General features: G+C 67.6%; 9 protein-coding genes. 8 read left to right on the forward strand and 1 reads right to left on the reverse strand.

What is annotated here, in order from left to right; genetic code table 11:
• Positions 1–286: 286 nt before the first annotated feature.
• Positions 287–3,895, reverse strand: a complete 3,609-nt coding sequence (locus tag TsocGM_RS00445) for a Calx-beta domain-containing protein (RefSeq protein ID WP_126723350.1) — start codon at positions 3,893–3,895, stop codon at positions 287–289.
• 322 nt (positions 3,896–4,217) lie between these two features.
• Between TsocGM_RS00445 and TsocGM_RS25700 the strand changes: the two genes are divergently transcribed.
• The 8 genes from TsocGM_RS25700 (at position 4,218) to ald (ending at position 13,532) form a co-directional block, all read left to right on the forward strand.
• Positions 4,218–5,585, forward strand: coding sequence for a protein kinase domain-containing protein (locus tag TsocGM_RS25700; RefSeq protein ID WP_158633313.1), 1,368 nt, complete (start codon positions 4,218–4,220; stop codon positions 5,583–5,585).
• A gap of 159 nt (positions 5,586–5,744) precedes the next feature.
• Positions 5,745–6,548, forward strand: a complete 804-nt coding sequence (locus tag TsocGM_RS00455; protein WP_126723351.1) for a PhzF family phenazine biosynthesis protein — start codon at positions 5,745–5,747, stop codon at positions 6,546–6,548.
• Positions 6,549–6,645: 97 nt separating this feature from the next.
• Positions 6,646–7,698 carry an Ldh family oxidoreductase gene (locus tag TsocGM_RS00460; protein ID WP_126723352.1) on the forward strand — a complete coding sequence of 351 codons (1,053 nt, stop codon included), beginning with the start codon at positions 6,646–6,648 and terminating at the stop codon, positions 7,696–7,698.
• A 993-nt stretch (positions 7,699–8,691) separates the two neighbouring features.
• The gene (locus tag TsocGM_RS00465; protein WP_126723353.1) at positions 8,692–10,920 is read left to right on the forward strand and encodes a nitric-oxide reductase large subunit; all 2,229 of its coding nucleotides are present in this window, start codon (positions 8,692–8,694) and stop codon (positions 10,918–10,920) included.
• A complete protein-coding gene (locus TsocGM_RS27835; protein WP_126723354.1) occupies positions 10,917–11,117 on the forward strand; it encodes a DUF542 domain-containing protein in 201 nt (66 codons plus the stop codon). The genes TsocGM_RS00465 and TsocGM_RS27835 overlap by 4 nt, the downstream gene beginning before the upstream one ends.
• 25 nt (positions 11,118–11,142) lie before the next feature.
• Entirely contained in the window at positions 11,143–11,472 is a 330-nt protein-coding gene (locus tag TsocGM_RS00475) for a cupin domain-containing protein (RefSeq protein WP_126723355.1), read from the forward strand.
• 443 nt (positions 11,473–11,915) lie between these two features.
• The gene (locus TsocGM_RS00480; RefSeq protein ID WP_126723356.1) at positions 11,916–12,158 is read left to right on the forward strand and encodes a hypothetical protein; all 243 of its coding nucleotides are present in this window, start codon (positions 11,916–11,918) and stop codon (positions 12,156–12,158) included.
• A 261-nt stretch (positions 12,159–12,419) separates the two neighbouring features.
• Positions 12,420–13,532: an alanine dehydrogenase gene (gene ald / locus TsocGM_RS00485; protein ID WP_126723357.1), complete on the forward strand. Its 1,113-nt coding sequence runs from the start codon at positions 12,420–12,422 to the stop codon at positions 13,530–13,532.
• Positions 13,533–13,567: the final 35 nt, after the last annotated feature.

Genomic DNA, 13,567 nt, shown 5'->3' on the forward strand with positions numbered 1-13,567 from the left:
TCCCGGACGACTGGTTCGATCGCCCCGCGAGACGGCCAGACCCCGGGGCCGTCGCTCCGATCCCGGCAGGACTCCGGCCCCGGTCGATCGGACTGACCGGGACCCGAGCAATCCGCCCTGGCTCGGCGACGCCCGAGGGGCCGGCTCTCCGGTGATCCGGGATTCGGGAGCGAGTGGGCCCGAACGAAGCCCGCCCCCTCGATCGATGCCGAGGGGTCGGCGCCGGTCGGGGGGGCGGTGCGGGGGAGTCGAGGGGGGCCTCGGTGGTCGAGGTCCCAGGGAGGGGTCAGCGCCGGGCTCGTCGAGTGGCCGAGGCGAGCAGGGCGTCAACCGCGGCCGGCGAGAGCTGGCTGAGGTCGAGGAAGGGGGGAGTCCGGAGAGCGGACCGGACTCGGCCGAAGGGGTCGATCCCCTCGATGTGGGAGATCCGGGCGAGCCCGTCGCCTCCCCGCTGGCGGACGACCTGACCCCGGAGGACGGTCCGGCCGGGGATGGAATTGACCATCCGGATGAGGTCGCCGGCCCCGGGGGCGCCTCGGACGACCTCGACCAGGCCTCCTCCGGTGGAGGCGTAAGTGATCATGTCGCCATCGGTATCGCGATACGAGAGCCGGGAGGCCCGGGCCAGCGTGGTGGCGAAGGTGCCGCCGGCCACGCCGTCGGCGTCGCCGTCGAGCAGGTTGCCGGTGATGTCCTTCAGGCCGCCGGGTTCGCCGTTGAGGCGGATGGAGACGAATTCACCCGCAGGCACCGGAACGGCGAGGGTCAGGGCGACGATCGTGCCGTCGGCCGACTGTTCGACGCCGGCGATCGGCACGGCACGGTCGTCGGCGGTGCCGAGGAGGCCGTCCCGTCCCAGGGCGACGGCGGTGTAGTTGGCCGTCGAGAGGGTGGTGGCGGGGTCCATCGCCTTGCTGAAGTTGATGGCCACGACCGAGGTCGCCGCGCCGGGGCTGACCGAGCGGACGTCGAGGACCAGCGGGGTGACGGGATCGGGGTCGTCGTTCCGGATCGACACGATCACACCGGCCGGGTCGCCGATGACGGAGTTCTCGTCCGGATACCCGAGGAAGACGGCGAAGCCGCGGTCGCCATCGAAGACGGCGTTGTCGAGGATCGGGATGTCGATGGTCTTCTGCGTCTCGCCGGGGGCGAAGGTGACGCGGGTGGCCAGGGGCTGATAGTCCACGCCGGGGACCGCGTCGCCGCCGAAGGTGGCCACGCTGATCTCGGAAGTGGCGAGGGTGCCCCCGGTCCGGTTGATCGTCAGGCGGACGACCCCGGCCGACTCCTCGACGTCGACCAGCCTCGAGGAGAACTGGAAGACGCTCTGGGGGGGCGTCTCGTCGTCGGTGATCGTCAGCGTCGCCTGGGTGATCGGCCCGGCTCCGGCTCCGGCTCCGATGCCGAGCTGAAGATTGACCGTCTGGGGACCCTCGAACGTGCCGGTGTCGATCAGCGGGATGTCGAAGGTCTTCTCGGTCTCGCCCTCGCCGAAGGTCAGGGTGCCGGAGGTGGGCTGATAGCGGACGCCCGGCTGGGCCGAGCCCGGCGTCGTCGCATAGGAGACGGTCGCCGATCCGGAGCCGTCGGTCCGGGTGACTCGGATGGTCGCCTTGCCGTCGGCCTCGTTGGCGGTGTAGTCGGCCATCGAGAACTGGAAGAAGCCGGCCGGCGGCGTCTCGTCGTCGATGATGGTGACGGTGGTGGTGCTCGGCTGGCCCGGGGCGGCGCCGGTGCCATTGCCAAGGGAGACGGTGAAGGAGCGATTCCCGTCGCGCTGGGAGTTGTCGATGATCGGCACGGTGATCGTCTTCTCCAGCTCCCCGCTCCCGAAGGTCAGGGTTCCGGAGGTCGAGACGAAGTCGGCGCCGGCGACGGCCGAGCCGGAGGCGGTGGTGTAGGGGATCGAGACGACCCCGGCGGTTCCTCCGCTGCGCCGGACGACGATGGAGGCCTGGCCGCCGTTCTCCTGAACCGAGACGTTGGCGGCGGAGAAGGAGAGGAATTGCGGCTGGGCGGGAACCGGGTCGTCGTCGTAGATGGTCAGCGTGGCCCGGCTGGGCACGCCCACCAGCGCTGTGCCGCTCGGGTCGTCGGTGCGTCGGGCGTTGCTGAGGATGAGGTTGACGGTGCGGTTCGGGTCGATGGTGTCGTTGTCGAGGATCGGGATGGTGAAGGTTTTGGTCCGCTCGTTGTTCCCGAAGGAGAGGGTGCCGGATGTGGCCTGGTAGTTGGTCCCGGCAGTGGCCGAGCCGTCGGTGGTGGTGTAGTCGACGTCGACGGTGCCAACGAGGGAATTGGACCGCTCGACCTCGATGGTGGCCAGGCCGCCGGCCTCGCTGACCGAGAAGTCCCGGATGCGGAAGCTGACGATGGACGTGTCGGGGCTGAGGGTGACCTGGGTGTCGGCCGTGGCCCGGTCGTTCTGGGTGTTGGGGTCGGCGATGCCGCCAGTGACCGAGAAGGTGCTCTGGACGATCCCGGCCTGGGAGGGGATGACCGGCAGGGTGACCGTGAGGCGCTGACCACCGGTGAGCAGGCCAAGGTCGGCGATCAGCAGGGTTGGGTCGTTCGGGTCCTGGGTGAAGTTGGGGGGCAGTGGAGTGACCGGAGAAACCGATTGGGGGAGCCGGACCTGAAGCTCCGCCGGGCCGGAGGGATTGGAGAAGTTCAGGTTGGCGATGGTGACTTCGTAGGTGAGCACCTGCCCGGCCTCGACCGGGTCGGGGGAATCCTTGACCTCGAGGATCGCCAGGTCGACCCGGCCGGATCGGAGCTCGATCGGCTGGGCGGGAGAGAACTCGGAGGTGTTCCCCTGGGGGTCGGTGGCGGTGGCGGTGAGGAAGGCATTGGCGGTCAGCAGCCGGGACGGGGTATCGGTGAAGGAGGCGAAGCCGTTGGCGTCGGTGCTGACCTGCCGGATGAACAGGGGCTGCTCCCCCTCGCCGAAGCCGCTGGCGTCGGCGCCGGAGCTCTCATAGTACTCGATGGTGTAGGAGGTATTCGGCGCCGCCCTCAAGGTGCCGGAGATCGTCGAGCTGGGCTGGCCGTTGAGCGGCTCGATCCGTACGGCCTGGGTGATGATCGGGAAGTTCTGCAGGCGGTTGGGGCCGGAGTCGCTGTCGGGGACCGGATCGTTGGGCGTGACACCGTCGTTACCCAGGTCGATCCCCAGGCCGCCGTTGAAGGCGATCGCGTTGTAAACGATCCGGTTATTGATCGCCGGGTTGTTGACGGCGATGATCGTGATGCCGTTGAACGAGGTGTCGCGGCCGTTGAAGTAGATGGTGTTGCTGCGGGTCGGGTCGCCGCCGATGACATTCCCGCTGGAGGACTGGATCAGGACGCCGTGTCCCTCATTCCCCAGATCGGTGACGCCGTCGGTCCCGACGCCGATGAAATTGCTCTCCAGGCGGTTGTTCCCCGCCCCGACGATCGAGACGCCATTGCCGCTGAAGCGATTGATGGCCAGTCCTCGGATCGTGGATCCGGAGGCCCCGCCGGTGATCACCAATCCGTCGCCGGCCCCGGTCTGCGTGCCGGTGCCGCCGGCGATTTCGACAAGCGGCCGGCCCGGCTGAAAGCCGGGCTGTGTCGTGCCGTCGATCGTCAGCGGGTCGGTGATGGCCGGGAGCTGGGAGGCCATCGTGATCGTCGTCTGACCGCCAGGCAGATTGAAGGCGATTGTATCCAGGCCGGCGTTGTTGTTGGCCGCCAGGATCGCGGCGCGGAGCGTGCCGGTGCCGGGATTGTTATTGTCCCCCGTGTCCGCGTTGCTCGTCACGGTAAAGGTCGCCAGCAGGGCTTTCCGCTCCAGCGACTCAACCGTCGGGCGATGCTTCGAGGGGCGGTAACGATCACCCGCGCGGCGGCCTAGGGGGAGGCTGCTCATGGGTCCTCTCCGGGGAGCTAGCTGTGATTCGCGATCGCACGCCCTGGCCTGCGGGCTCCGCCGGGCTGGCGCCCTCGCACCAGGTACATCTTACCCTCTGTATCGTCCTCGGGGCGGTCGAAGTCCAATGCGTCGCCCGGAGGATCGATGCTGATATTGCATGGTACCATCGATGGTATTGTCTGGTCAAGATGGTTCCGCCAGTGGTTCGGGTCCAGGCCGTGCGAGCGGGTGGGGGGGGATGGTAGAGTGGTGTCGGGCCGAGGCGGTCGGCCGGGGAGCGGTGTGAGGTGGCGGTTGGGGGCGGGGCCGGGGGGTGACGGTGGCGGGGGGAGCGACGATTGGCGAGCCGGTCCCGGAATTCGACCTGCCCGCCGCCGTCTCGGGGGGAGAGGCGTGTCGGGCTCGTTTGGCGGACTACCGCGGCCGATGGCTGGCGCTGGTCTTCTATCCCCGGGACTTCTCGCTGGTCTGCCCGACCGAGCTGACGGCCCTCGCCGACCGCTTCGACGAGTTCCGCCGGCTGGGCTGTGAGGTGCTGGCGGTCAGTTGCGACGATCTCGAGTCGCACCGCCGCTGGCTGGAGTCGGACCCGGCTCGGGGGGGGATCGGCCCGTTGCCCTTCCCGCTGGCCAGCGACGAGGGCGGGGAGCTGAGCCGGGCGCTGGGGGTCTACCAGGATCCGCCGGGGGTGGCGCTGCGCGGGCTGTTCCTGGTCGACCCGGAGGGGAGGATCCAGTACCAGGTGGTGCACGCGCTCGGCGTGGGGCGCAACGCCGAGGAGGTGCTCCGGGTGCTGGGGGCGTTACGGAGTGGCGGCATGTGCCCGTCGTCGTGGGCCCCCGGCGACGAGGTGCTCGACCCGACCCGGGTGCTCGGGCCCGGCCGGGTGGTGGGGCACTACCGGATCGAGGGGAGGCTGGGGGAGGGCTCCTTCTCCTCGGTCTTCCTCGCCTTGGACACCACGCTGCAACGCCGGGTGGCGCTAAAGGTGCTCCGCCCCCGGGCCGCGGCGAGGCCCCGGGCGGTGCTCGACGAGGCGAGGACCGCCGCGGCGCTGAATCATCCCAATATTTGCATTATTTACAGTGTTGATGATGCCGAGGGGGTGCCGATCATCGCCATGGAGTACCTCGACGGCACCCGGCTCGACCGCCTGATGGCCGCCGGGGGGCTGCCGGTTCCCCGGGCGGCGGCGATCGCCGGACAGGTTGCCTCGGGGATGGCGGCGGCGCACGAGGCGGGGGTGGTGCACGGCGACCTGAAGCCGCAGAACATCCTGGTGGACGACGCCGATCGGGCCAAGATCGTTGACTTCGGCCTGGCCCGGCGCATCCGGCCGACCGTCGACCCGATGGAGACGGCCGACGGCTGGGGGGCTCACGGCTCCGGCCTGACCGGGACGCCGGGCTACATGGCCCCGGAGCAGACGAGGGGGGAGCCGTCGTCGATGGCCTCCGACGTCTTCGCCCTGGGGTGCATCCTCTTCGAGCTGCTCACCGGCCGGCGCACGGTTGGGGGCAAGAACGTGCTCCAGGTGTTCGAGGCGATCCGCACCATTCGCCCCGAGGACCTCGCCGCGCAGGTGCCCCCGCGATTCGCCCCGATCCTTCTCCGGGCGCTGGCTCCCGACCCGGCCCGCCGGACGATCTCGATGCGAGAGATCGCCGAGATGCTGGCCTCCTCTTGATCCTTGGCCGCTGGCCGGCCTGAGCGCCTCGCCGCGAACCCGAGGGCCGCCGTCCGGCTCGGGGAGGTGGGGATTGGACTTCGATCTCGATCGCCCGATGGACCGCCGCCCCCCGATTGATCCCGAGGGGGCCGTCCCGATTGCCGGGGAGCCGAGCCAATGGGTCAGCGCATCATCCAGGTCGACGCCTTCACCGATCGCCCGTTCGCCGGGAACCCGGCGGCGGTTTGCGTGCTCGAACAGCCGGCGGACGAGGGCTGGATGCAGGCGGTCGCCCGGGAGATGAACCTCTCGGAGACGGCCTTCCTCCATCCCGAGCCTCGGCCGGACGCTCCCGACTCCTACCGCCTTCGCTGGTTCACGCCGACCGTCGAGGTCGACCTTTGCGGGCACGCCACGCTGGCCGCCGCCCATGTGCTCTGGGAGGACGGCCACCGGCCCATCGGCGCGCCGATCTCCTTCCAGACGCGCTCCGGCCGGCTCTCCGCGACCCGGTCGGGCGGTCTGATCGCCCTGGACTTCCCGGCCGAGCCGGTGGCCGGGTGCCCGCCTGTGGCCGGGCTCCTGGAGGCGATCGGGGAGTCGGACCGGCCCGCCTTCCGGAATCGGATGGATCTGCTGGTGCTGCTCCAGGACGAGGAGGAGGTCCGATCGCTCGCCCCGGACCCGGGCCTCCTGCGCCGGATCCCGACCCGGGGGGTGATCGTCACGTCCCGATGCGAGCGGCCCGGTGTTGACTTCGTCTCCCGCTTCTTCGCCCCGGCGGCGGGTGTGGACGAGGATCCGGTGACGGGCTCGGCGCACTGCGCGCTCGGGCCGTTCTGGGCGGATCGCCTGGGCCGATCGGAGCTGGTCGGCGAGCAGGTTTCCGCCCGGGGCGGGACGGTCCGGGTCCGGGTCGCCGGGGACCGGGTCGAGCTGGCCGGCTCGGCGGTCACGGTGCTGCGAGGGGAGCTCTGCTGAGGGGCGGCGGCCCGTCCCGCTGGTTGCAATCGGGGAGGGCCATCGTATCATCGGGGGGCCCGAAAAACCCCCTCCACCCGAGCCGGAGCCTCCCGCCGTGCCCGTCATCCGAGCCGAGGACCTGACCGACTTCACCGTGCGAATCTTCGAGGCCTGCGGCGTGCCGGCCGAGGAGGCGAAGGTGGTCGCCGACGGACTGGTCGGGGCCAACCTGAGGGGGCACGACTCGCACGGTGTGATGCGGGTGCCGCAGTATGTCGGGTTCGTCGAGGAGGGGGTGTATCGGCCGGGGGCGGGGCTGAAGGTCGAGTCCGAGGGACCGGCAACGGTCGTTGCGGATGCGCAATGGGGGTTCGGGCAGGTGCAGGCGCACCGGCTGCTCGACCTGCTGATCCCCAAGGCCCGGCAGCTCGGAGTCGCCGCCGGAGCGGCGAAGGACTGCGGGCACATCGGCCGGCTTGGGGAGTACGCCGAGCGGGCGGCGGCGCAGGGAATGGTGCTGATCGCGACCGTCAACAACAACGGGGCCGGGCAGCGCGTCGCTCCCCCTGGCGGCCTGGAGCCGAGGCTGGGGACCAACCCGCTCTGCGCCGCCGTCCCCACCGAGGACGGCCCCGTGGTGCTCGACTTCGGCACCAGCGTGGCGGCCGAGGGGAAGGTCCGCGTCTACCACATCAACAACCAGCCCGTGCCCGAGGGCTGGTTGCTCGATTCCCAGGGCCAGCCGACGACCGATCCGAGCGTGCTCTATACCCAGCCCTCCGGGTCGATCCGGCCGATGGGGGGCGCCCAGGCCTACAAGGGGTTTGGCCTGGCGTTGGTGCTGGACATGCTCTCGGCCGGCTTCTCCGGCGGGAGGGCCTGCCACGAGGGGGCCCCGCCGGCCCGGGGGAACAACGTGCTGTTCCTGCTGCTCGACCCGGCCCGGTTCGCCGGGACCGAGGCGATGCTGCGGGAGTCGACCGGCGTCTGCCGGTTCGTCCGCAACACCCCGACGGCCGAGGGGGTCGACGCCATCACCCTGCCCGGCGACCCGGAACGCTCGGTGTTGGAGGCCCGCTCCCGGGACGGCATTCCGCTCTCCGAAGGCCACTGGGCCAAGCTCGTCGAGCTGGCGGATCGGCTCGGTGTCTCGTTTCGGCACCCGTGATGGGGCAGCCGGACGATCGGCAGCCTTCATTGGACGACGCGTTAAGAACCAGCGAGATTCGTCTTGACGCGATCGAGGACATCTCGCCGCTCTGACCATGGTCATCAGCGACAACTGGGCCAGGTAAACGGGGCTCGCCGGGCTTGATCGCCTCGGCCTTCTTTTCTTAAGGTCGGCAGACCGATTCGGTGCGATGTCCGGATGGAATCGACCTGAGGACGCTCGTTTCCCGATTCCAGACGCTGCTCAACGGCTCGTCAGGGTTTGGGGCACACCACAACCAGCAACCCCGACCATGAGGGCCGTCCAGACCTGCCCTCAGCGGTGGCGAACGACCGGCTCGATCAGGACTGGCCTCCGAGTGCGACCGATCTGCCAGGGGAGCGCGGTGAGATCGTTCCGGGCCGTGGTCCTTGACACGACCGGCCCCGTCACCTTCTGTTGGACGTGGTCAAACGTCAGTGACAGCCGCTCCCGCTCGCGGGCTCTCGACGACGACCCGTTGAAGGGAGGGCGACCCGAGATCTTCGACGCCACCCAGGGCTGTCGGATCTCGGCCAGGGCGTTCCTCAGTCGGCAGGACGCCGAAACGGGGAGCGATCCGGATGGAAGGTCGCGGACGGGTCCTGGATCACGAGTTCGTCGAGCAGCCGAGGAGAGTCCTGAGGTACGGCAAGGACACCCTAGAGTCGTACTGAGATGTCGGCCAGATGCAAGCGGGCCTCGAAAGAGGGGCGTCCACTCCATCCTCGAGCGGATCGAACGGACCCTCGACGACCGTCTCGCCTGGATGAACCACGATCCGACGCCGGTCCTCCCACAAGAAAAGGAACAAGCTCATGTCATGGTTTGGTTGTTCCATAATGTGACATCGGGATCGAGCGATCTCGAACGCGGGGGCCTCACTGCAACCGTCTGATCGAGGATTGCCTGCTCGTTCGCAGGTCGAGGAATCGGCCCAAGAGGTCGACACGAGATCGCGGAGGAGATTCGATGCGGCGACTTTGGATTGCCTTCATCATTGTCATGGGCGCATCGTTCCTTGTCCTGGGCTGGATCGGCACACGGATCTACCAGGAGATGCCGCCAATCCCCGCCAAAGTCGTGTCGAACGATGGGAAGATGCTCACGGATGAAGGGGAGATTCTGGCAGGTCAGAACGTCTGGCAATCGCTGGGAGGGATGGAGGTCGGCTCCGTCTGGGGACACGGCAGCTACGTCGCTCCGGACTGGACAGCGGATTGGCTGCATCGGGAGGCGACGTTCATTCTCGACCGCTGGGCGACCGATGAGTTTGGCGCGGAGTATGCCAGACTGGATGAAGAGCGGCAGGCCCAGCTTCAGGGCCGCTTGGCGGAGGTCATGAGGAGCAACACGTTCGACCCCGACTCAAGAACCATCTCTCTGCCCAGCATTCGGGCCGAGGCATTCGAGGCCAATCTCGAACACTATTCGGACGTGTTCGCCAACGGCAGAGCCGAGTATGCCATCCCCAAAGACACCGTGACTAACGCCGACCGGATGAAGACGCTGTCGGCGTTTTTCTTCTGGACCTCGTGGGCGGCGTCCACAAATCGTCCCGGTTCCGACGTCACCTATACGCAAAACTGGCCCTACGAACCCCTGGTGGGCAATCGAGCCACGGGCGAAACCGTGGTCTGGACCGGCGTGAGCATCATCATGCTCCTGGCGGGCATCTCGGCGATGGTCTGGTGGTACGCCGCCCGTAAGTCAGAGAATGTGTCTTCGTCATTACCCGACTCGGACCCGCTCGGCCAATGGGTCGCCACGCCATCGCAACGGGCTACAATCAAATATTTCTGGGTTGTCGCGGCGCTGGTTCTCGTGCAAATGTTGCTGGGAGTAGTCACCGCGCACTACGGAGTCGAAGGCGATGGATTCTACGGCATCCCGCTCTCGAAATGGTTGCCGTACAGTGTCACTCGAACCTGGCATGTGCAGACGGGCTTGTTCTGGATCGCGACCGCTTGGTTGGCGGCGGGACTTTTCATCGGCCCGCTGGTGAGCGAGCACGAGCCAAGAGGACAACGCCTTGGCGTCGACCTACTCTTCCTGGCTTTGTTGCTGGTGGTGGGCGGGTCGTTGACCGGTCAATGGCTGAGCGTGCGGAATCAGCTCACCGATCGCACCTCATTCTACTTTGGTCATCAGGGGTACGAATACGTTGATTTGGGGCGAGCCTGGCAGATCGCACTCTTTCTCGGCCTCTTGTTTTGGCTGATTCTCATGGTGCGGGCGCTGCTGCCAGCGCTCCGACGCGGGGGGGAGCAGAAGCAACTCGTGACACTGCTGGCCGTGGCGACTGCCGCCATCGCCCTTTTTTATGGGGCTGGACTCACATGGGGACGACATTCTCATCTGTCGATGGTCGAATACTGGCGGTGGTGGGTTGTGCACCTGTGGGTCGAGGGCTTCTTCGAGGTGTTCGCCACGACTGTCATCGCCTTCTTCTTCATGAGGCTCGGCTTGATCCGGCCTGGCGTTGCGGCGGCGGCCGCGCTGCTCTCGGCGACGATCTTTCTAGCGGGAGGGATCATCGGAACGTGCCATCATTTGTATTTTTCCGGGACACCCACGGTAGCCCTGGCATGGGGGTCGGTTTTTAGCGCTCTTGAGGTGGTGCCGTTGGCGCTGGTGGGATTCGACGCGATGGAAGACCTGCGGCGGTCCCATTTGACACCGTGGGTCCAACGGTACAAGTGGCCAATCTACTTCTTCGTGGCGGTGGCCTTCTGGAATATGATCGGGGCCGGATTGTTTGGGTTCATGATTAATCCGCCGATCGCCTTGTATTATATGCAAGGGCTGAACACGACCCCCGTCCACGGTCATGCGGCGCTGTTCGGGGTCTACGGGATGCTCGGCATCGGCTTGATGCTCGTCTGCTTGCGCGCCTTGATCCCCGGAAGGGAGTGGAAGGACGGAACGCTCAGGTTCTCGTTCTGGGCGATGAACGGGGGACTGATGGCGATGTGTGTCTTAAGCCTCTTACCGGTCGGCCTGATGCAGACGTGGGCCTCGGTCGAGCATGGTTACTGGTATGCCCGAAGCCCGGAGTTCATGCAGACGGACCTCATGCAATGGCTTCGTTGGATGCGAGTGCCGGGAGACACACTCTTTTTCCTGGGAGCCGTGGCCCTCGTCGTCTTCGTGGCCGGGTTGAAGACCGGCCATTCGTTCCGCAAGGTGGAAACGGAATGACTTCGTGCGATCTCGATACGTCGGTCCCCGATTGGGTCATCGAGCATCCCGAAACCTTGGCGGTGTTCCGAGCATTGGGGATTGATTACTGCTGCGGCGGCAAGTCGTTGGCTTATGCGTGCCAGGAACGGGGGCTGGATGAGAGAATGGTGTTGAATCGCTTGTATCGGCTTCTGACAATTGAGAGGAAACTCTGATGGCGGAATCCGAAGGAGGTGAGTGATGGCGATTCCCCATGCGGCTCCCGGCGAGGTGATTGACCTGCGCCCCCTGGGAACGTCTTTGACCACAGAGAGAACCAAGACGCTGTTCAAAACCCAGGCCATCGAAGTCGTTCGGCTGGTGATGGCGGCGGGGAAGGAGATCGCGGAACACAGAGCCCCCGGCGAGATCACGGTGCACTGTCTTGAAGGAGAGATCGCCTTGACCGTGTTGGGAACAACTCGCGTGCTTCAGGCGGGACAAATGCTGTATCTCAATGCCGGGGAGCCTCATTCGGTTCGGAGCATCAGCGACTCCTCGATCTTGTTGACGATCGTGTTGAGCCGCTGATCCGATCTCCTGAAGCTCCCGGTCGGTGGAACCACCGTAGGATTGGGCTGAGGCCGTCTCCTCGGGGGCTGGTTGCGAGGCGCATCGCGGTGATCGGTCGGCTTCTCGCCCGAGGGGCCGGGGCCATCGCCGTCTGGCGACACCGGACCACGACTTGAGTTCCCAGCCGATCCCAGGCACCCGGGTTCCGGCGACCGTGCGTGCTCCTGGAGGGAGCACCCCGATTCTTGCCTCCTCGGTAGGGCCGAAGACCGATCCGTTGAGAATCCCAGGCGATTCGGCCAGACCGTCCTCCGGACGACCAGAATCCGTTACCGCGTCTCCTCCTGGCCTCCTGGGTTCACCTTGAAGCGGGCGGCTTCCTCCCGGTATAGTGATTCGCTTCAGCGGCCGCGCGCCTGCGCGGCCTCGTTCGTCGATCCACCGAAACGGACACGATCCCGATGGCCGCGCAAGAGAACGCCGAACGCCCCGCGCCTGACCCCCGGCTGAAGGTGCTCAAGAAGTTCCGGGGGAAGTTTCTGCCCAAGGGGCCGCTCCGAGAGCGGCACCGAGAGCTGCTCAAGCGGTGGGAGTCGGGGGATGACCACGGCGGCGTCACCTTCGAGGAGCTGAAGGCGCTGCTCGACGACTGGCGGGCCGACCAGGCGCGCCGGAAGAATCCGAAGGCGGCGGCCCAGGCTTGATCCCCCCCGCGCCGAGAGGGCCGGTCCCCGGGGCCTCGATCAACTCGAAGGCTGGGAGACCGATCGTCTCCCGGCCGATCGAGGCGGGAAGGGGGGATTGTCCCCCCCGCCTCGCTCTCCACAGCGCCGGGTCTCGAGGCGCGTCCCGAAGCGGTTCGGTCGGTTCGCCGGGCCGGTTCGAGGCCCGGCTTGCGGTGATGCCCTGCGCTCTGGTCGAATAGGGAATCACCTTCTCGCCCGTCTCGCGTTCGGAGCCGAGCCATGATCGTCGGGGTGCCCCGGGAGGTCAAGGAGGACGAGTACCGGGTCGGGCTGCTGCCGGTTGGGGCCGAGGAGCTGACCGCCGCCGGGCATTCGGTGCTGGTCGAGTCGGGCGCCGGCTCGGGCAGCGGGCTGTTCGATTCGGATTATGAGGCCGTCGGCGCGACGGTGGTCGCCGATCGGGCCGAGATCTGGTCGAAGGCCGACCTGGTGGTGAAGGTCAAGGAGCCGCAGCCGGCCGAATGGCCGATGATGCGTCCCGGCCAGGTGGTCTTCACCTACTTCCACTTCGCCGCCGACGAGGCCCTGACCCGGGCGGTCATCGACAGCAAGATCGTCGCCATCGCCTACGAGACGATCGCCGACAACCGCGGGCACCTGCCGCTGCTGACGCCGATGAGCGAGGTCGCCGGCCGGATGAGCATCCAGCAAGGGGCCAAGTTCCTGGAACGGCCGCAGGAAGGGCGCGGGATCTTGCTGGCGGGCGTTCCCGGCGTGGCCCCGGCGGAGGTGGCGATCCTGGGGGGCGGCATCGTCGGCTCGAACGCCGCGAAGGTGGCCGCGGGCCTGGGGGCGAACGTCCGGATCCTGGACATCAACCTCGACCGCCTGCGCTACCTCGACGACATCATGCCCCCGAACGTGACCACGCTCTATTCCGACCGGCACACGATCCGGGAGTCGATCGAGCGGGCCGATCTGGTCATCGGCGCCGTGCTCATCGCCGGAGCCCGAGCCCCCCGGCTCGTCACCCGGGACGACCTGAGGCGGATGAAGCCGGGGGCGGTGATCGTCGACGTCGCCATCGACCAGGGCGGCTGCTTCGAGACGAGCAAGCCGACGACCCACCGGCACCCGACCTTCGTCGTCGAGGACGTGGTCCACTACTGCGTGACGAACATGCCCGGCGCCGTCGGCCGAACCAGCACCTACGCCCTCTGCAACGTCACGCTTCCCTACGCGATGAAGCTGGCGGACCGGGGCTGGCGAGCCGTCGCGGAGCAGTCCCCGGGCATCGCCCGGGGCATCAACGTGATCGAAGGACGGGTCACCAACCTGCCCGTCGCCGAGACCTTTGGCCTGCCGTTCGTTCCCTGGACCGACGCGGCCTGATCGACCCGAGCCACCCGCCCCTCTCTGACCCTCTC

The organism is Tautonia sociabilis, assembly GCF_003977685.1.
GTDB classification, from domain to species: domain Bacteria; phylum Planctomycetota; class Planctomycetia; order Isosphaerales; family Isosphaeraceae; genus Tautonia; species Tautonia sociabilis.